17 protein-coding genes are annotated in these 17,614 nt (G+C 61.3%); 12 read left to right on the top strand and 5 right to left on the bottom strand.

Annotated elements, in window-relative coordinates:
* Positions 1 to 3 precede the first annotated feature (3 nt).
* The 7 genes from G4G71_RS22190 (at position 4) to G4G71_RS22160 (ending at position 6,673) form a co-directional block, all read left to right on the top strand.
* Positions 4 to 297, top strand: coding sequence for a hypothetical protein (locus G4G71_RS22190; protein WP_169940251.1), 294 nt, complete (start codon positions 4 to 6; stop codon positions 295 to 297).
* Positions 297 to 704, top strand: a complete 408-nt coding sequence (locus G4G71_RS22185; protein ID WP_169940249.1) for a hypothetical protein — start codon at positions 297 to 299, stop codon at positions 702 to 704. The genes G4G71_RS22190 and G4G71_RS22185 overlap by 1 nt, the downstream gene beginning before the upstream one ends.
* On the top strand, positions 701 to 1,660 hold the full coding sequence (locus tag G4G71_RS22180; RefSeq protein ID WP_169940247.1) for a hypothetical protein: 960 nt from the start codon (positions 701 to 703) through the stop codon (positions 1,658 to 1,660). The genes G4G71_RS22185 and G4G71_RS22180 overlap by 4 nt, the downstream gene beginning before the upstream one ends.
* Entirely contained in the window at positions 1,660 to 2,196 is a 537-nt protein-coding gene (locus tag G4G71_RS22175) for a hypothetical protein (RefSeq protein WP_169940245.1), read from the top strand. Before G4G71_RS22180 ends, G4G71_RS22175 begins: the two co-directional genes overlap by 1 nt.
* Positions 2,196 to 3,416 (top strand): hypothetical protein, encoded by a 1,221-nt coding sequence (locus G4G71_RS22170; protein ID WP_169940243.1) that lies wholly within the window; start codon positions 2,196 to 2,198, stop codon positions 3,414 to 3,416. The genes G4G71_RS22175 and G4G71_RS22170 overlap by 1 nt, the downstream gene beginning before the upstream one ends.
* Entirely contained in the window at positions 3,413 to 5,554 is a 2,142-nt protein-coding gene (locus G4G71_RS22165; protein WP_169940241.1) for a hypothetical protein, read from the top strand. The genes G4G71_RS22170 and G4G71_RS22165 overlap by 4 nt, the downstream gene beginning before the upstream one ends.
* A 222-nt stretch (positions 5,555 to 5,776) precedes the next feature.
* Positions 5,777 to 6,673 carry a hypothetical protein gene (locus tag G4G71_RS22160; RefSeq protein ID WP_205896246.1) on the top strand — a complete coding sequence of 299 codons (897 nt, stop codon included), beginning with the start codon at positions 5,777 to 5,779 and terminating at the stop codon, positions 6,671 to 6,673.
* On the opposite strand, the gene G4G71_RS22155 is transcribed toward G4G71_RS22160, so the two are convergent.
* A complete protein-coding gene (locus G4G71_RS22155) occupies positions 6,674 to 7,375 on the bottom strand; it encodes an SGNH/GDSL hydrolase family protein (RefSeq protein WP_169940239.1) in 702 nt (233 codons plus the stop codon).
* Positions 7,376 to 7,420: 45 nt separating this feature from the next.
* Between G4G71_RS22155 and G4G71_RS22150 the strand changes: the two genes are divergently transcribed.
* From G4G71_RS22150 to G4G71_RS22135, 4 genes are all read left to right on the top strand, one after another.
* Complete coding sequence (locus G4G71_RS22150) at positions 7,421 to 7,849, top strand: lysozyme (protein WP_169940237.1); 429 nt, start codon at positions 7,421 to 7,423, stop codon at positions 7,847 to 7,849.
* Positions 7,849 to 8,382, top strand: coding sequence for a hypothetical protein (locus tag G4G71_RS22145; protein WP_169940235.1), 534 nt, complete (start codon positions 7,849 to 7,851; stop codon positions 8,380 to 8,382). The genes G4G71_RS22150 and G4G71_RS22145 overlap by 1 nt, the downstream gene beginning before the upstream one ends.
* A gap of 329 nt (positions 8,383 to 8,711) precedes the next feature.
* The gene (locus G4G71_RS22140; RefSeq protein WP_169940233.1) at positions 8,712 to 9,185 is read left to right on the top strand and encodes a hypothetical protein; all 474 of its coding nucleotides are present in this window, start codon (positions 8,712 to 8,714) and stop codon (positions 9,183 to 9,185) included.
* Positions 9,186 to 9,511: 326 nt separating this feature from the next.
* Positions 9,512 to 10,000 carry a MarR family winged helix-turn-helix transcriptional regulator gene (locus G4G71_RS22135; protein WP_169940231.1) on the top strand — a complete coding sequence of 163 codons (489 nt, stop codon included), beginning with the start codon at positions 9,512 to 9,514 and terminating at the stop codon, positions 9,998 to 10,000.
* A gap of 3 nt (positions 10,001 to 10,003) precedes the next feature.
* Here the strand turns inward: G4G71_RS22135 and G4G71_RS22130 are convergent, their stop codons facing one another.
* The gene (locus G4G71_RS22130; RefSeq protein ID WP_169940229.1) at positions 10,004 to 10,753 is read right to left on the bottom strand and encodes a sulfite exporter TauE/SafE family protein; all 750 of its coding nucleotides are present in this window, start codon (positions 10,751 to 10,753) and stop codon (positions 10,004 to 10,006) included.
* A 55-nt stretch (positions 10,754 to 10,808) separates the two neighbouring features.
* Positions 10,809 to 12,776, bottom strand: coding sequence for a bifunctional tRNA (5-methylaminomethyl-2-thiouridine)(34)-methyltransferase MnmC2/FAD-dependent 5-carboxymethylaminomethyl-2-thiouridine(34) oxidoreductase MnmC1 (gene mnmC / locus G4G71_RS22125; protein ID WP_169940227.1), 1,968 nt, complete (start codon positions 12,774 to 12,776; stop codon positions 10,809 to 10,811).
* Positions 12,777 to 12,885: 109 nt separating this feature from the next.
* Between mnmC and pap the strand changes: the two genes are divergently transcribed.
* Positions 12,886 to 14,391, top strand: coding sequence for a polyphosphate:AMP phosphotransferase (gene pap / locus G4G71_RS22120; protein ID WP_169940225.1), 1,506 nt, complete (start codon positions 12,886 to 12,888; stop codon positions 14,389 to 14,391).
* A gap of 447 nt (positions 14,392 to 14,838) precedes the next feature.
* Here the strand turns inward: pap and lapD are convergent, their stop codons facing one another.
* Together lapD and lapG are read right to left on the bottom strand one after the other, a co-directional pair.
* The gene (gene lapD, locus G4G71_RS22115; protein WP_169940223.1) at positions 14,839 to 16,794 is read right to left on the bottom strand and encodes a cyclic di-GMP receptor LapD; all 1,956 of its coding nucleotides are present in this window, start codon (positions 16,792 to 16,794) and stop codon (positions 14,839 to 14,841) included.
* Positions 16,795 to 16,805: 11 nt separating this feature from the next.
* The gene (gene lapG, locus G4G71_RS22110; RefSeq protein ID WP_169940221.1) at positions 16,806 to 17,507 is read right to left on the bottom strand and encodes a cysteine protease LapG; all 702 of its coding nucleotides are present in this window, start codon (positions 17,505 to 17,507) and stop codon (positions 16,806 to 16,808) included.
* Between the last annotated feature and the right edge of the window lie 107 nt (positions 17,508 to 17,614).

Raw genomic sequence — 17,614 nt, 5'->3', positions numbered from 1 at the left:
TTGATGCGCCTGAATACGACTCCCCGTGTTGGTGTTGCTGATCCGCTGCTTCAGCGTGAGTTGCGGGAGCATGCCGATATGGTGAATCGCCTTGCTGAGGGACGTATTTCTGCTCAATACAGCGCTGTTCCATCAGCACCGACTGCTGGCGTGTATTTTCAAGGTGATTTCGTGGCGAACAGTGCGCCGACTGAGCTTGGAACGGCTGGCTCTAAATACGTCATTGAGGGTTGGGTCTGCGTGGCCTCTGGCTCTCCCGGAACCTTCGTCCAGAAACGCTTCCTGACGGGTAATTGATGAACCTGATCCCTATCGATGCTGCGCAAATAGACTTTGCCTGGCAGGACGGCGCTCATGTGCTGAAAGAGGCATGCGATACCTCTGGCGGCGAGATTACGGGCGATCAACTGAAGCTGATTCTTTCCCGCGGCGAGCGGACTCTTCTACGCCTGGACGATGAAGGGCAGAAGGTTGGATGGGCCGTCGTGCGTATCGACCAGCTCCCAAACATGCGCGTGATGATGGTGACCGACCTCGTTGCGCCAGGAGGCTACTTCCATCGCTGCCTTGAGCCTCTGCGCGCCATGTCACGCTCGATTGGCTGCTCTGCAATCCGCTGCGCCGCGAAGCCTGCCCAGGCTCGCCTCTATCAAATGAAATGCGGCTTCGAGCCGGTCTACCAGATTCTGGAGGTCAAAGTATGATCAGTCGGCGCGATCTATATGCCATGGGCGAGCCATTCGGTGATAGCTGCACCCGTGTGGAAGCTGGTCGCCTGATCTATGGCGGCGGTGGGGGTGGTGGCGGCAAAAGCACCACCACGACTGAGATTCCAAAGGAACTGAAGCCGCTCGCGAGTGCATATGCCAACAAGGCTATGGACTTGTCGAACACCCCATATCAGGGCTACGGCGGCCAGCAAGTTGCCGATATGAACTGGTGGCAGAATCAGGCTGCTCAGGCCGTTGGCGGCAGGGCTTTCAATGGCGATCCGACCATGAACCTGGGTAGCCAGACCATCCGGGATGCCCTGTATAGCGGGAACGCGGCAACGGTTAACCCGAACGGGAACATCAACAACGGTGGCCAGAACAAGTACGCCGGCAGCAATCCCTATCTGCAGCAGAACATCGATGCAGCCCTCGGCGACATCACCAGGAACTACAACGATGCTGTAGCTCCAGGCCTGACCACGCAGATGGTCAACTCTGGCTCGTTCGGTAATACCGGCGCCCAGGCTGCCACGACTAATGCGCTCAATGACCTGACCAAGAATCTTGCCAATACCTCGTCCGGTATGCGCATGCAGGACTACACCGCGCAGCAGAGTCTCGCCGAGAACCAGCTGAACCGCGATCTGCAGACACAGCAGTTCAATGCGAACATGGGCAATGACTGGGCTTCCCGCAATGACAGCCTGCGGTCCCAGTACCTGGGCCTGGCGCCGACCTACGGGAACCAGGCTTACACCGATGCTGCGCAGCTGAACAATATCGGCCAGCAGTACCAGGAAAACTCTCAACAGCGCTTGGATGCCGGATATCAGAACTACCTGGATGCGCAGAACGACCCATACAAGAAGCTCGCCGCGATGGCTGGCGTCTTTGGTTCTGGTCTTGGTCAGCAGACCACCACTAAATCCTCGGGGGGTGGCAAATAATGTGGCCGATCCTTATCCCTATGGCGATTGGCGCCACGGTTGGTGCCGCTACCAATAAGAACCCACTGAAAGGTGCTGCCCTGGGTGCAGGAATGGGCGCTGCAGGCGGTGCCATGGGTGGACTGCTCGGCGGTGGCGCTACTGAGGCTGCTAGCGGTGGTCTTGGAGCCGCTGCACAGCAGGGGGCCACCAATGTCGCCGCAGGTATGGGAGCTTCTCCCGGAGCGCTTCCTAGCGCTGCCTCCATGGGCTTTGGTGGCGAGCAAGCTGCAGGCGGCGGTTTGCTGAGTTCTCTCGGCGGCAAGCTCCAGGCCTTCAATACGGCCGTTCAGCCCTATGCACAGGCCGCAAGCATTGGCCAACAGGCAGCCGGCTTGCTCTCTCCGCAATCGCAAGAGCCTCTTGCAGCACAGCCCCAGCCGCAAGTGACTGGCGGCCCTGAGGCCCTGGCTCAGATCGCGCAAGGTCAGCCGAACAATCTTATCCAGCGTCGTCAGCAAGCCATGCAGCAGCGCCGGATGATGGGAGGTTACTGATGGCCGACAATTCTGGTGGTCTGCTCGACTTCGCCCAATCTCCGATGGGAATGGGTCTGCTCTCTGCGGCATTTGGTGGCCTTGCAGGTGCGCGGCGCGGGGCTCCCCTCAATAGCTTGGGCGCCGCGGGTCTTGCTGGTGTGGCGGGCTACAACGCTGCGGGTGCAAACGCACTGAAAAATCAGGCGCTCCAGATGAAACAGCGGCAGATGGAGCAATTGCCCAGTCTGTATGCCACGGACGATGCGGGGAATACCTCGTTTGACTTCAAGCGTGGTGCTGCCCTTGGCCTTGATGCCCAAGACATGCTGACCCTTTCGCAGCTCCCTAATGCCTCGAAGGCCAAGGTTGCGCGCACCTTGGAAATCCCTGGCATTAACGGCACCAAACAGACCATTCAGCTTGATGAGTTCGGCAATCGTGTTGGCGATGGCATAGACAGCTATGTGAAGCCAGAGATGGTCGACTTGGGCGGATCCAAGCAGTTCGTGCTTCCTGCTGCTGGGCAGGGCTATGCCGTGAGTATGTCGCCCGGTGAATTGGCTGCTAACGCTCGTGGCTGGGCTGGGATTGAGAATCAGCGTCAGCAGAACTCGATCATGCAGGATGCCAACAACATCAATCGGCAGGCCCAGCGGACTCAGATTATTGTTGGGGCAGACGGAAGGAACTATCTAATCGACAAGGGGACTGGCTCTGCCACGCCGGCTGTCAGTGAGCTTGGCGCCCAAGTTATGTCCGGCCCTCTGGCTGAGGCGACCGCCAAGAATCAGCAAAACATGCAGAAGCTTGGAGGCATGATCCAAGAGGCAAGAAAGATCCTTCCATATGCTACTTCTAGCGGTTTGGGTGCAATTCGTGATACCGGAAAGCGCTTTTTTGGTAAAAGCAGTCCGGAGGCGCAGGCAGCAGCAAAGCTCGGGGTCATAGGTGGGAACATGTTGATGTTCATGCCTCGCATGGAAGGCCCGCAGTCTGACCGAGACGTTGAGAACTACAAAGCGATGGCTGGCAAGGTTAGCGATCCAACAATCCCGGTAGAGGAGCGCATGGCTGCATTAGATGCAATGCAGATCCTGGTCGACAAATATAGCGGGCAGAGCCAACAACAAACTCAAGTACAGCCGCAACAGCAGCCGTTGCCGTCTGGAGCTTATTCTGATCCTGAGAAAGAAGCTCGCTATCAGGCCTGGAAACGTCAGCAGGGGATGAGCCAATGACTGAGCAGGAAGAGTTTGAATTCCGCCATCGCCTTGAGCAGGAACAATCAGCCGCTCCAAAAATGGTTGCTCCTACGTCTACCCCCGAGGCTGCGCCTAACTACCTGGAAGACGAGAACTGGCTACAGCGCGGCCTGATTGGCGCGGGGAAGGCCACCAATGACCTTCTGCTCGGCGTAGGTTTTTCTCCGGAAGGTGCCATCGGCAAACACATCGTTACCGAGCCTCTGCCAGAGGCAGACAAGCAGCTTATGAGCGATCCTGCCGGTCTCATTGGGAACATTGGTGGTCAAGCTGGCTTGATGTATGTCGGCGGGAAGGCATTGCAAGGCGCTGGCAAGGTGCTCGGGGCGGCCCGCAGTGTTGGAAGCCTCGGGCAGGCTGCAGGCCGTGGCATTGAGGCGGCAGGTAATGCTGTTGTAGCCCCATCGAGCTATAAGCAGGCCGCTGCAGTTGGCGGTGCGTGGGGCGGAATGTCTCAGCCTGGAGATATTGGTGATCGTATTCAAAATGCAGGAGTTGGCGCAATTGGCGGGAGTGCCGGCCTCGCATTGGGTAGAGGGCTAGGGAAGATTGCCGGATCAATTAAGTCGGCACTGACGCCCACTGGAGATGTGCAGGCTGAAATTACGGCTCGCCTCGCATCTAGCGGCATCGACTTCAATGCATTGCCGAGAGAGGCACAGAAGCAGATCACAAAAATCGGCAAGCGCTCAATGGAGGATCTCGATGTTCTAGATGAGCAGCAATTGGCAAGGCTTGCTGATTTCAACTCTCTTAACATCACGCCAACACGTGGCTGGGTTACCCGTGATGCTAAGGACTGGTGGCTGGAGAATAATCTCAACACAGTTGATGACCAGATCGCCGCGCGCTTCAAAGATGCCAACCAGAAACTGGTTCAAGGCGTTACGAAGGATGCAGGGTCAGCTACTGATTATCAGATGGGTAAAAAACTAGAAGAGACCATCACGGGCTATGATTCTGCACTTAAAAGCAAAGCCGATACGCTCTATAACCAAGCAAGAGCTACCGCTGGTAGAGACATTCCGTTAGACCCGTACCAGTTTGTAAACCGTGCATCTATCGATCTTGATCAGCAAATGCTCGGCGCAAAGCTGCCAAAGGACACGCTTCTTTGGTTTAAGCGCGTTACCGGAGGAAAAGAACCTTTCGATATGGGTACTGCCCTGCAACGTCTGCAGGCAATCAACGGACGTATCTATTCGACTACTGACCCTGCAGAGGCAAAGGCCTTAGGTATAGTCAAAAATCACTTAATTGATGTTATCGATAATGGCGAGGCGGCTGCGGCTACAATGCGCCCAACTCCTGGTGTTCAGCCACAAGGTGATAGGGTGTTTACGCAGCCAGGCTTCGGTAGCGATAGGATTTCTGGCCCTAGCAATGGGCTTTCTGGTCCAAAGTCCACCGATCTCATTCCATTCAACGGTGAGCTTGTTCCAGCTGGTGGTCAAGATTCTGGATATACGGGGATCGCAGAAGCTTTCCGCGCTGCTCGCGCCGCGGCTGCTGATAGATTCCGCTTTCAGGAATCAAATCCTTTGGTAGAAAAGGTCTTGAAGGGTCGCTATACGCCAGAAAGACTTCCTGACCTAATCAGTTCCATGCGCGTAGATGACCTTAATAGCCTGGCGAAAGTGGAGGCTGAGCGGGGAGTTCCTATGCTCAGCTCATTACGTGATGCAGCAAAAGCCTACATTCGCGATTCATCTACCCTGCAAGGCGAAACCGGAGGCACCTTCACGACACGAGGATTGCGTACCGCGCTTGATAGGATAGGCCAAGAAAAAGGTGAGGTTTTATTCGGCAAGAATGGCTGGAATGACTACCAAAGGATTTTGCGCGCAGCAGGGAATATCAATAATGCACCGATCAAGCCGGCAGGCTCTGCAACGGCAGCGAATATGATGCGCATGCTGCAACAAATCCCGCTGCCTGGAGTTCCTAAAGCAATCAACATTGCTATTACCGGCCTAGGTAAATTCAAGCAAATGTCAGATGTTGGTGCAGCTTTGAACTCCGGGAGCGGCCTGCTGACGCCTATGCCAGTTCAGAAAGCCGCTAGCAGGCTCCCTCTGCTTACTACCCCTGGCCTGCTCGGCGTTTCGGAATAACGTCATCTGGCTCATCAGCTCTAGACCATAGAACGAACTTCCTGATCTTACTGCCGCGCGGCAGGTATCGCTTTGCGATCCTGATTAAGAAATGTTCGAACGAAACGATCAGCCATAAACCAACGAACGGCCCAGTTACCTGAATCGCCTTCAGGAGCGCGCCTTTCAGTTCCATCTAGCCTCCAGGCCGCCTAGTGCGGCCTTTTTTATGGGACAAGCACTATGCCCGTACCCGGATCAATCACCGATCTTTCCATCACGCCTGGCTCGAATAGTCCGGCAGGGTCCGAATCTCCTGGGCTGATCGACGACTATCTTCGCACCCAAGCGGCGTTTATTGCGCAACTGAGGGACGGGCGGCCGACGTTCTCGCAGACTTCTGGCATTGTCGGTTCTTCTAGGAACCTTCGAATCGCCATTGGATCGGCGAGTGCTTCGACTTCAATGACAGCAGATGAAGTTATCGTCGAAGCATCACTGGGCGGGGTTCGGTATTGCCTGGCAAATCAGAGCAAGACGATCAATATTTCGACAATTGGTCTCGGTGGTATGGACACAGGTTCGGCGCCATTGTCTGGCTTTGTCGGTATTTATCTGATCTACAACCCAACCACCACTACCAGTGCGCTGCTTGGGGTTAACGCGACAGCCTCCGTCCTCCCGCTGATCTATGGCGGAGCCAACATGCCTGCCGGCTATACAGCATCTGCGCTGATCAGCGTATGGCCGACCAATGGGAGTGGCCAGTTTGTCACCGGGGTTCAACTGGATCGGGAAATTGGCATTACTACGACCACTGTGTTGAATACGTCAACCGTGCAAGCATCTTTGACTTCGTTTTCTGCATCGGCTGGCATGCCGCGCAACGCTGTCACCTGCCGTGGAGACTTCACGATTGGTTCGTCTGCAGCAGGAGCAGGAGCGACGGTTGTTCTCGCTGGTTCCGCTGTTGAGCTTGGCCGTGTCGCTGCCGGCACGACCAGCCCAACGGGCGGTGCAGTCTCCGTGGTGAGTTTCCCGTATATCACTGTTAACACGGCGCAAACCCTCTATTACCGTGCCTCAGTGTCAGCCGGGACGCTAACTTTGGTAGTCGGGATTAGCGGCTATACAATCTGACTATGGCGCGATTCGGTCGATGATCGCCGTGATAGCAGGGAATTCGCGCTCAGCCTTGAGCTGATACATGGAGTCCAGCGGATGGACGCAATCGGAAAGCATGTTCTGCCATCCCGTGATGTTCTGGAGCCCGTAGTAGTGCGCAACGATTGGTGTTGAGGTCGCTGCGGCAACGATGTTCATGTGCGCCACGTAGTATTGCAGCTTGCTCTGACGTGGCTCTTTGCACACTGGATTTGGCTCGTATAGAACGACTTCCTTTCCGTACTTCCGTGCCGTGAAGATCAATTGCTTGAGGATTTCGGCGTAAGCCTGCGGTGACTCAGCCAAGATTCCAGCGGTAGGGACCGATTGGAAATACGCGTCGTTGAGGCTCATGTTCAACGTGATGATCTTCGCAACTGAGTCACGCATCTGGTCTTCCCAGATTGGATGTTTCCCGTCCGATCCATAGAGAAGCTGAGACGCCTGGGTTCCCCCAACTCCCTGGTTGGAGATGCGGACGCCAGTCCCGTATTTCTGCTGAAGCATTCGCTCTAGAACTTTCGTTTCGCTGTTCGGCGAAATGACGCTAGCCCCATTGATTACCTGCCATCCCTCGGTTGTCGAGTCGCCATAGGCCTCGATGAGGACGTCTGTCGCCTGTGCGGTGGAAATGGCGAGAGTGAAGCACGCAGCAACGACCAGTTTTCTAACGAGCATAGGCCCTCCTTGTCGGGCTTAGTGTACCAACGGTAAGGGTGAAAAATGAGGACATCGGAGCGAGGCGTCAGCCTCATCAAAGCCTTCGAAGGACTGCGGCTGGACGCGTATCAGGATTCCGTGGGTGTCTGGACGATTGGCTATGGAACAACCCGAGGCGTGAAGCGCGGGATGACGATCTCCAAAGCCGAGGCAGAACGCCTGTTGACTGAGGATATTGGCCGCTTTGAGCCAGAGATCGCAAGGCTCGTGAAGGTCCCGCTTACCCAAGGGCAGTGGGATGCGCTGACCAGCTTCACCTACAACCTGGGCGCCGCAAACCTTGAGTCTTCGACGCTGCTGAAGCTGCTGAATGCCAAGGACTATGCCGGAGCGGCCGAGCAATTCCCGCGGTGGAATAAGGCTGGCGGGAAGGTCTTGCCAGGGCTGGTGAAACGACGCGCCGCCGAACAAGCAATGTTCAAGGGGGAATGATGGACTGGAAAACCGTAGTAAAAACCGTTTCCCCCTGGATCGGCACAGCGCTCGGTGGCCCACTTGGTGGCATGGCAGTCGATGCCGCAGCGTCCGCATTGGGCCTATCCGACAAGACCACTGATGCAGTTCGCCAGGCCATAGCCGGCGCCACGCCTGAGCAGATGCTGGCCCTGAAGCAGGCCGATCAGGCATTTGCTTCGCAGATGCAGGCGCTCGGGTTCAAGCAGACCTCTGACCTTGAGGCAATCGCCGCGGGCGACCGTGAAAGTGCGCGCAGGATGCAGATGGCCAATCACTCGATGGTTCCGGCTCTGCTGACGTGCTTCGTCGTTGGGGCGTTCACTGCAACCCTGATCCTGCTGCTCAGGTTCGACGTGCCGGCGACCAACCGGGATATCGTCGTTTACATGATCGGTCAGCTCAGCGGCGGGTTCACCAGCGCTTTGGCGTTCTGGCTTGGCACGACGCGAGACAGCACCCGCAAAACTGAACTCTTGGCGGGATCTCCGCCGATTAAGGGGAAGGAGTAATTCCCTTGATGCGTCAGCCCATGGAGACAAGCAATGATCAACGACATTACCCCAGCGGTGAATACGTGGGTTGACGTGTATGCAGCATCAGGCTTCCCGGTAGGAACTCGGCTGCTCCTGCAGAATAAGCGTGGTGGATCGGCCTACTTCTGGGAAGGCGCGTCCGCTCCGGTAGGCTCCCCAACTGACAGCGTGCATGGCTATGAACTGTGCAGGCTGCAAGGGCCGGCCAAGACTAGTTCAGGGATTGCCGGCCTCTGGGTCTACTGCTGGGAGCCGTCAGGCTCGACTTGGACAACCGGTCGAATCTGCGTGCAGGAGTACATTCCATGATCGGGCCGGTTGAGACAGCTGATCCGCTGAACCTGCCGAACGTCGTCTCTGCTGGCACCTATCACACGGTTACAGTCGACAGTAAGGGCAGGGTGGTCAGCGGTACGTCAATGAGTCAGAGCGGCGTTAGTCGCTCGCTCAATACCGCGTTCCAGGTCAGCGCTACCCGCTGGGCATTGGTCAGCTATAGCGTGCAGCTGACGGTAACGGCGAGCATTGCTGGCGGCCAGAATGGTGATGTGTTCCTGGAGATCGCCAGCGATATCGGTTTCACGGCCAATGTTCAGCAGATCGCGGTGGCGGGCCTAGGTCAGACTTATACCCTTGCGGTGGCCATTCAAGGTGTGCAGCCGCAGTCAGGGTGCGTCATGGGCACCGTTCCGCCGGGCTACTATGTGCGCCTGCGCACCGTCAGCAACACCGGAAGTCCTTCCTTCAGCTATCGGCTTGGGCAGGAGACGCTGCTTTAAAGATTGACCTCCCAGAACGGGCGAGGCGGAGTTTTGCTCGTACCACTTTTTGTACCACTTCCATGACCTGAAGGGGGTTTTAGGGGCTTTTGATGGCCCTAGAATCCCCATTGAGGCGCATGTTTAGTACTCCTGCTATTCCGCACATGTCCTTACCGGTACTCCGTTGGGGATGAAGTGGGTGGCGTCTCATGGACGCCTGTGGGGCGCGACAGCGTCGATGTCCGATGCCTTCTTACGCGGCCCATAGGGGATGACCCGTCGATCTGGCGAGAGTTCTATTTGATTTCATTGAGGAAAAATGACGGAGCAGCAGGTGGACTGAGATGACCGACAGCAAGGCTTCGATGAGCAACGCCCACGCACTCTCCATGCTGCAGGCCCTGAGGCGCCTGCAGCAGGCGGCGGAAGTGCACTCCAAGAGCCTGGGCCGCGATGGCGAATTGACGCCGCTGCAGCTGCTGATCCTGCAGGTGGTGGAGTTGGAGGGGGAGATAACCGCTGGTCAGTTGGCGCGGCACGTGGCGCTGTCCCAGTCATCGCTTTCCGGTGCGCTGGCCCGGTTGGAAAGCAAGGGGCTGCTGACGCGGCGGCGCGACGATGATGATCGCCGCAAGCAGTGGATGAGCCTTGAAGCCGATGGCCGCAAAGCGCTGAAACACAGCCCGGCGCTACTGCCCGAGCACGCCCTGGAACGCTTCGCCGGTTTGCCCGAATGGGAGCAGCACGCGATTCTCGCCGGGCTGTTGCGCGCGGCCGAATTGTTCGAGACGCCGGGTAGCGGCGTCGAGGAAGAAGAGGAAGAAGAGTTCTGAGCGTCAGCTCATCAGTTTCTGTGCCGCCAGGGACAGACTGACCGCCACCAGCATCAGCGCGAACAGGCGCTGCAATGTCGCGCCGCCCAGGCGCACCGCCAGGCGATTGCCGAACAGCACGCCCAGTGCACCGCCCGCCGCCAGGCACGCCAGCAAGGGCAGCGGTGGCTGTGCGTGGGTCAGGTAGAGCAGGAACCCGCCGCCGGACACCAGCGCGATCACCGCCATGGACGTCGCGGTTGCCGCCATCATCGACAGCGGCGTGAACCACAGCAGCCCCGGTACGATCAGGAAGCCGCCGCCCACGCCCATCAGACCGGACAGCATGCCCACCGCCAATCCCACGCCCAGCAGCGGCCCGTTGCGCGTCGGCTGGTCGGACACACGCGGCTGGCCGGAGCCCTGCCACATGCGCCAGGCCGACCACAGCACCAGCACGCAGAAGCCGATGATCAGCCAGCCATCGGGCACGAACTTGCCCAGCCACTGGCCGATGGCGTTGCCCGGCCAGCCGGTGATCACCAGCCAGAACAGCGGCTTCCACGCCACCTGGCCCTGCCGCGCGCGCGGCACCGCGCCGATGGCGGCCGAAAGCGCCACCGCGCCCAGGCTGACGCCAATGGCATCGTGCAACGGCAGGTGCAGGCTGAGCAGCAGCGGCAGCGCCACCAGTGAGCCGCCGGCGCCGGTCAGGCCCAGCAGCAGCCCGAGGATCAGGCCGATGGCGGAGGATTCAAGCAGCAGTGCATCCATGTCGGTGGTCCGCTCTGGAAGCTGGTCGCGGTCCTGTCGCTGGACCGCGAGATGATCAGGCGTTCTTCTGGCCGCGCACGATGTCGCGCAGGAAGAAACGGTTCGGGTGGCAGGCCTCGGCCACGGCGCGAGGCAAGGGTAGCGTTTCGTCGTCGATCCAGGCGGCGAGCAACTCGCCAGCCAGCGGCGCGGTGACCAGCCCGCGGGAGCCGTGGGCGCTGTTCAGGTACAGGCCGTCGAGCCAGGGGCACGGAGTTTCCGGCACCTGGCGCGCATCCTTGCCCAGTACAGCGTAGGTGCTGGCGAAGGCTTCGCGGTCGGCCAGCGGGCCCACCAGTGGCAGATAGTCCGGCGTGGTGCAGCGGAAGGCGGCGCGGCCCTGCAGAGTTGCCGGGTCCAGTTGGGCGATGTGCATGCGTTCGCTCAGGTCTGTGGATATCTCTGCCAGCAGGTCGAGATTACCCAGGTGTTCTTCCAATGATGGCTCAGTGTCGTCTCGCTTGAATTCGAAACTGGCGCCCAGGGTGTGCTCGCCGTGACGCGGCGGGGCGACGTAGCCTTCGGCGCAGACCACGGTGCTCAGCGCGGAGCTGTCGACGGTCGCGGGGATGCGCGTGATCTGCCCGCGAATGCGCTTCATCGGCAGGCTCGATGCGCCTTCGAAGCGGCGCACCTCGGCGGCGGTGGCAAGGATGGCGACGGGCGCGCTGGCAAGTTTTGCGTCGCCGCTCCAGGCGCTCCAGCCATCGGCTTCGCGTTGCAGGCGGACTTCCTCGCCGGCCAGCACGCGGATGTTCGGATGCTGCGCCAGGTGCCGGCACAGGGCCGGCGGATGTACCCAGCCACCTTCGGGATAGAACAGCCCGCCGGCGGGCAGGCCGACGCCGGCGAGCTTTTCCGCCTCTGCCTTGTCCAGCAGGCGCAGCAGCGAGTCGGGGAAGGCTTCGGCGAGCTTCGTCTGGCGGCCGGCCTCGGCTTCATCGAAGCCCAGTTGCAGTACGCCGCAGTCGGACCATTCCTCGCCCTTCTGCAGACGCTGGATCAGCCGCCGCGTGTGGCCAAAGCCGCTGACGATCAGCCGCGACAGCGCCGTGCCGTGGGCGGATAGCTTGAGGTAGAGCACGCCCTGGGGATTGCCCGAGGCTTCCTCGGCAAGGCCGGTATGACGCTCGATCAGGGTCACCTGCCAGCCGCGTGCGGCGAGACTCGCGGCACTGGCGCAACCGGCCATGCCGCCGCCTATCACCAGGGCTTCGCGCGCTCCTTTCGAGCGAGCTGGTCGGGCGTACCAGGGCTTGCCGGTGGGCTGTTCTAGGCCGATGAATTCGCCCTGGGACATCTCCCATTTCTTGCCGAAGCCCAGGGTCCGGCGAATCTTGAAGCCGGCCGCGCCCAGCCCGCGGCGTACGAAACCGGCGCTGGTGAAGGTGGCGAGGGTCGTGCCCGGCGCCGAAAGACGGGCCAGCTGCGCGTAAAGCGCGTCGTTCCACATCTGCGGGTTCTTCGCCGGGGAGAAACCATCGAGGAACCAGGCATCGATGTGCGCGTCCAGCTCGGGCAGGGTTTCCAGCACGTCGCCCACCAGCAGGGTCAGCACCACGCGCCCCCCGGCGAAGACCAAGCGCTGGAAGCCGGGGTTGATCGCCACGTACTGCTCCAGCACTTGCCCCGACAGATGCGCCAGCTCCGGCCAGAGGGTGAAGGCGCGGCGCAGGTCATCTGGCGCCACCGGGTACTTCTCGGTGCTGATGAAGTGCAGCCGCGCATCGCTCGGCGCCTGTTCTTCGAACAGCTGCCAGGCGCAGAGGAAGTTCAGCCCGGTGCCGAAGCCGGTTTCGCCGATGCACAGACGCCCGCCAGCAGGCAGTGCGGCGAAGCGTTCGGGCAGGCGGTTGCCGTTGATGAACACGTGGTGCGTCTCGGCGATACCGGAGACGGGGGAGAAATACACATCGCCGTAGACGCGGGAAGTCGGCTGGCCGTTCTCGTCCCAGTCGATCTGGGCGCTGCTGATGTCTGGCATGAAGGGATGCAGGGCAGGGAAGCGAAGGCGGCAGTTTAGCCGATCCATTGCGAGGACAGGCTGCGTCACTTCCGCTACCTTCTATTCACTTCGAAACAAGGAGAGCTGCATGTTCGAATCCGCCGAGATCGGTCATTCCATCGACAAGGAAACCTACGAGAAGGAAGTCGCTGTGCTGCGCGAGGCCTTGCTCGAGGCACAGTACGAGCTCAAGCAGCAGGCGCGTTTTCCGGTGATCGTCCTGATCAACGGTATCGAGGGGGCCGGCAAGGGCGAGACGGTGAAGCTGCTCAACGAGTGGATGGACCCGCGTCTGATCCGCGTGGAAAGCTTCCTCCTGCCCACCGACGAGGAGCTTTCCCGTCCACCACAGTGGCGCTTCTGGCGCCGCCTGCCGCCCAAGGGCACGACCGGCATCTTCTTCGGCAACTGGTACAGCCAGATGCTTTACGCGCGGGTCACCGGCGAGATCAAGGACAGCCAGCTCGACGGCCTGATCAACGACGCCGAGCGCTTCGAGCGCATGTACTCCGACGAGGGGGCGCTGATCTTCAAGTTCTGGTTCCACCTCTCCAAGAAGCAGCTCAAGGAGCGCCTCAAGGCGCTGGAGAACGACCCGACGCGCAGTTGGCAGCTCAGCGACGTGGACTGGAAGCAGAGCGAGGTCTACGACAAGTTCGTGCGCTACGGCGAGCGCGTGTTGCGCCGCACCAGCCGCGACTACGCGCCCTGGTACGTGGTGGAAGGTTCCGACGAGCGCTACCGCAGTCTGACGGTGGGCCGCACCATCCTCGAAAGCTTGCAGGCCGCACTCAAGCGCAAGGACCGGCCGACGCCGCAACCGCATGCCGCGCCGTTGGTCTCCAGCCTCGACAACAAGGGCCTGCTGGACGCGCTCGACCTGAGCCTGAAGCTGGACAAGGACCAGTACAAGGAACAACTGGCCAAGGAGCAGGCGCGCCTGGCCACGCTGATGCGCGACAAGCGTTTCCGCAGCCACTCGCTGATTGCCGTGTTCGAGGGCAACGACGCGGCCGGCAAGGGCGGCGCTATTCGCCGTGTCACCGACGCGCTGGACCCGCGCCAGTACCGCATCGTGCCGATTGCCGCGCCCACCGAAGAGGAGCGTGCGCAACCCTACCTGTGGCGCTTCTGGCGGCACATCCCGGCGCGCCGGCAGTTCACCATCTTCGACCGCTCCTGGTACGGCCGCGTGCTGGTGGAGCGGATCGAGGGCTTTGCCACCGATGCCGACTGGCTGCGTGCCTACGCGGAAATCAACGACTTCGAGGAGCAGTTGGCGGACTACGGCATCGTGCTGGTGAAGTTCTGGCTGTCCATCGACCAGGACACCCAGCTGGAGCGCTTCAAGGAGCGCGAGTCGATTCCCTTCAAGCGCTTCAAGATCACCGAGGAGGACTGGCGCAACCGCGACAAGTGGGACCAGTACGTGGACGCGGTCGGGGACATGGTCGATCGCACCAGTACAGAGATCGCGCCCTGGACGCTGATCGAGGCCAACGACAAGCGTTATGCGCGGGTGAAGGTGCTCAAGACCATCAACGATGCGCTGGAGGCGGCTTACGGAAGCGCGAAGAAGGGCAAGAAGGACTGACGTTTCGTGTAGGAGCGGACTCCGTCCGCGATGTGTCTGCTTCGCTTCGAGGTTTCTCGCGCCGCTTCGGCGTGCGCGGCGAGACTTTGTTTCGCCCCCTCGGGCGAGTCCCTTTTGTCAAACGCCACAAAAGGAACCAAAAAGTCTTGCCCCGGACATCCGGTTTTTCGCTTAGGCGAAAAATTCCCTCGCTGAAGCGAAGTTTCAGGGGCACGCCACGACGGGCCATCCCTGGCCCATCGTGGCTCTCGCGACATCCATGTCGCTCAACCCCTGAAACTCCGCTTCAACGAGGCCTCCTGAACGGGGCGGTTCGGAGTGCTCGGGTGTTCTTCTGGAAGTCTTTGAAGTGCCAGAGCCTGAGACAGGGATTGCGAGCTCTTCGTAGGAGCGAGCTTGCTCGCGAACTGACTCCGCAGCGGGCCGTGTTCGCGAGCAAGCTCGCTCCTACAAGGTGTTCTTCTGCGAAGGCTTCGGCGCACCAATCAGCCGCCCCATGGCCCCGGCAATCCCCATTTCCCGCAGCACCTGCAACTCGCCTTCGGTCTCGACCATCTCCGCGATCAGCGGCAGGTCGATGCTGTTGGACGCCCGGTACATGGCCTCGATGAACAGGCGCTTGTCGTTGTCCTGGTCGATGGCGCGGATGTAGCTGCCGTCGATCTTCAGGTACGCAAGGCCGAGGCGGGTCAGGTTGCCGATCAGGCTGAAGCGCCCGCCGAAGTGCTGCAGGCCGAGCTTGGCGCCGACTTCCTGAACCGACTGGGCGAGCTTCTCGAGCTCGGCCGGCGGCGGCAGGTAGCGTTCGTCCACTTCCAGCGTCATGAGCTGCGCTTCCTGCGGGTGGGCGCGGAGGATTTCGAAGAGCTGGCGCAGGGGCTCGGCGCTGCGCACGGTTTCCGCCGAGAGCGACAGGGCCAGCGGTGCCGGTTGCTGGGCGAGGTGGGCGAGGGCGTGTTCGAGCATCGCCAGGTCGAAGCGCGCCGACCAGCCGAAACGCTCGATCCAGGGCAGGAATTGCCCGGCGGCCACGGCCTCGCCCTTGGGATCGAGCAGCCGCGCGAGGACTTTCTGGTGCAACAGCTCGCCGTTCTCGACGCAGGCGCGCACGGGCTGGAACCACAGTTGCAGCTTGCCCTTCTGCAGGGCGTCGTCGAGCCAGTCGCGCCAGGCGCGGGAGTCCTGCGCGGGCTGGCTGCCGGAGCTGTCCAGGCGTTGCCAGGTGCGGTCCGGGGTGGCCTGCGCCTGGGCCAGTGCCTGGTCGGCGCGCGACAGCACGCCAGCGGAGGGCTCGCCCGGTCGGAAGGCCGCCAGGCCCAGGTGTGCCACCGGCGTGCAGTCGCTGGCGCCGGTGCCACGTAGGTTTTCCAGGGCGGCGCTGAGCTGGTCGGCCAGCAGTTCGGCGCTGGCGCTGTCGACGCCGGGGGCGAGCAGGGTGAATTCGCCGCCACGGCTGCGCGCGGCCAGCCAGTCCGGAGTGCCGTGCTGCTCGCGCTCACGTTCCAGCAGCTCGGCGACGTCGCGGATCAGCGCGTCGGTGCGCTGTCCGCCGAGGCGCTGGTTGAGCCCGGCCAGGTCGTTCAGGCGCAGCAGCAGCAGGTAGCCGGCGGCGTTCTGTTCGCTGGGCGAGAGTTGCGCGTCCAGCCGCGCGTCGAACAGGCGACGGTTGGCCAGGCCGGAAAGGCTGTCCTGGTAGGCTTCCTCGCGCAGTTTCTCGCTGCGGCTGGCTTCCTCGGCGAACAGGGCCTTGAGCTTGTCGACCATCTGGTTCATCGCCTGAACCACGCGCCGCAGCTCTGGGGTGCGCGGCTCCTTGGGCAGGGTGAGGAATTCGCGGCGGGTAATGGCGTGGGCTTGCTGCACCATCTGGTCCAGCGGCTTCAACTGGGTGCGCAGCAGCCAGCCGCCAAGGATGGCGCTGACCAGCCCGCAGGCCAGCAGCCAGGCGAGGCTGCCCAGCGCGCCGTCCCACAGCTTGGCCAGGGCGAACTGCGGATGGCTGACCACCTCGACCCGCGCGGCCTGTTCCCAGCCGCGCATGATCAGCGCGTCGCCGCCCTGGGCCTTGAGGTTGACCAGCTTGGCGAACCAGGCCGGCACCTGCTGGTTCTGCGTGTCGCTGTCGCGCTCGACGATGACCTTGCCCTCGGGAATGCTCACCACGCGGATGGTGGCGAAGTAGCCGGAGTCGAAGATCGAGCTGACCATCAGCTCGATCATCGCCGGGTCGTCCACGTGCGGGGTGAGCGACAGGCCCAGCGCGGTGGCCGCGTCCTGGGCATGGGAGCGCAACTGGCCGATCAGCTGCTCGCGGGAGCTTTCCAGGCTGGCGGCGAAGCTGCCGGCGAAGGCCACCACGAGGAACAGGCAGATCGCCAGGAACAGTTGCTTGAGCAATGACATGCCGGGTTCTCCTATCGCGTCTCGTCGAGGTCCAGGCCCTCGGCGCGCATCTTGGTCAACAGGTCCTGCCAGCGCGACAGCTTCTTGCTGTCGCCGGTGCGCTTGCCGCCGCCGGGGCCGGGCAGCCACAGCCCCTCGGCGTTGAAGGCGTAGACGGGCAGGAGGTCCTTGCGCTGGGAGGCGGGCTTGATCTGCGGGATCAGGTTGTCCAGCACCAGCGGTTCGGCAGTGGGGGAGGCGTAGTAGGTGAGCACCATGTGAGCCTGGTTCTGCTGCAGCGCCTTGACGTAGGTGATGCGCAGCTTGTCGCTGGCGACCCCGAGGCGGCGCAGGGTGACGAACTTGGCGATGGAGTAGTCCTCGCAGTCGCCGGCGCCCTTGTAGAGCGACTCCACCGGGGTGGCCCAGTAGTCCTCCTGGTGCCAGACGGTGCGGTCGTCGGTGAACACCAGCGCGCCATTGAAGAAGGCGTTGACGGCCTTGAGCTTGGCCATCTCGTCGAGGTTTTCGCTGTCGTCGATCAGGCGGCCCCAGGACTGGATCCGGCCCTTGCCGGTGCCCAGGTCGCCGTATTGCTGCTCGGCGTTCTTCAGGATGGTGTCGAAGTTCCAGGCGGCGCCGGCGCTCAACGCGAGGAGCGCGAGCAGCAGCACGCCGGCCCGCAGACGCAGCGGGCTGGCGAACAGCCAGAGGGCTCCTCGGGGTGGCTGCATCGCCAGCGCTCCATGTGGGATGTGTGGAGTCTAGGCGGTCTTCGAGAACTTGCGCCGGCCCATCGCCATCAGGCGCAAAGCCTTGTTGTACGGGCCTCGAAGACGAA

Origin of the sequence: Pseudomonas multiresinivorans (assembly GCF_012971725.1) — a bacterium.
Taxonomy (GTDB): domain Bacteria; phylum Pseudomonadota; class Gammaproteobacteria; order Pseudomonadales; family Pseudomonadaceae; genus Pseudomonas; species Pseudomonas multiresinivorans.
The sequence above is the reverse complement of the archived record's forward strand: the minus strand, read 5'-3'. Positions and strand labels throughout refer to the sequence as shown.

What these genes read in the sequence shown, in the direction of transcription:
- G4G71_RS22190 (WP_169940251.1), top strand. Translation starts at nt 4, where the DNA reads ATGCGCCTGAATACGACTCCCCGTGTTGGTGTTGCTGATCCGCTGCTT.
- G4G71_RS22185 (WP_169940249.1), top strand. Translation starts at nt 297, where the DNA reads ATGAACCTGATCCCTATCGATGCTGCGCAAATAGACTTTGCCTGGCAG.
- G4G71_RS22180 (WP_169940247.1), top strand. Translation starts at nt 701, where the DNA reads ATGATCAGTCGGCGCGATCTATATGCCATGGGCGAGCCATTCGGTGAT.
- G4G71_RS22175 (WP_169940245.1), top strand. Translation starts at nt 1,660, where the DNA reads ATGTGGCCGATCCTTATCCCTATGGCGATTGGCGCCACGGTTGGTGCC.
- G4G71_RS22170 (WP_169940243.1), top strand. Translation starts at nt 2,196, where the DNA reads ATGGCCGACAATTCTGGTGGTCTGCTCGACTTCGCCCAATCTCCGATG.
- G4G71_RS22165 (WP_169940241.1), top strand. Translation starts at nt 3,413, where the DNA reads ATGACTGAGCAGGAAGAGTTTGAATTCCGCCATCGCCTTGAGCAGGAA.
- G4G71_RS22160 (WP_205896246.1), top strand. Translation starts at nt 5,777, where the DNA reads ATGCCCGTACCCGGATCAATCACCGATCTTTCCATCACGCCTGGCTCG.
- G4G71_RS22155 (WP_169940239.1), bottom strand. Translation starts at nt 7,375, where the DNA reads ATGCTCGTTAGAAAACTGGTCGTTGCTGCGTGCTTCACTCTCGCCATT.
- G4G71_RS22150 (WP_169940237.1), top strand. Translation starts at nt 7,421, where the DNA reads ATGAGGACATCGGAGCGAGGCGTCAGCCTCATCAAAGCCTTCGAAGGA.
- G4G71_RS22145 (WP_169940235.1), top strand. Translation starts at nt 7,849, where the DNA reads ATGGACTGGAAAACCGTAGTAAAAACCGTTTCCCCCTGGATCGGCACA.
- G4G71_RS22140 (WP_169940233.1), top strand. Translation starts at nt 8,712, where the DNA reads ATGATCGGGCCGGTTGAGACAGCTGATCCGCTGAACCTGCCGAACGTC.
- G4G71_RS22135 (WP_169940231.1), top strand. Translation starts at nt 9,512, where the DNA reads ATGACCGACAGCAAGGCTTCGATGAGCAACGCCCACGCACTCTCCATG.
- G4G71_RS22130 (WP_169940229.1), bottom strand. Translation starts at nt 10,753, where the DNA reads ATGGATGCACTGCTGCTTGAATCCTCCGCCATCGGCCTGATCCTCGGG.
- mnmC (WP_169940227.1), bottom strand. Translation starts at nt 12,776, where the DNA reads ATGCCAGACATCAGCAGCGCCCAGATCGACTGGGACGAGAACGGCCAG.
- pap (WP_169940225.1), top strand. Translation starts at nt 12,886, where the DNA reads ATGTTCGAATCCGCCGAGATCGGTCATTCCATCGACAAGGAAACCTAC.
- lapD (WP_169940223.1), bottom strand. Translation starts at nt 16,794, where the DNA reads ATGTCATTGCTCAAGCAACTGTTCCTGGCGATCTGCCTGTTCCTCGTG.
- lapG (WP_169940221.1), bottom strand. Translation starts at nt 17,507, where the DNA reads ATGCAGCCACCCCGAGGAGCCCTCTGGCTGTTCGCCAGCCCGCTGCGT.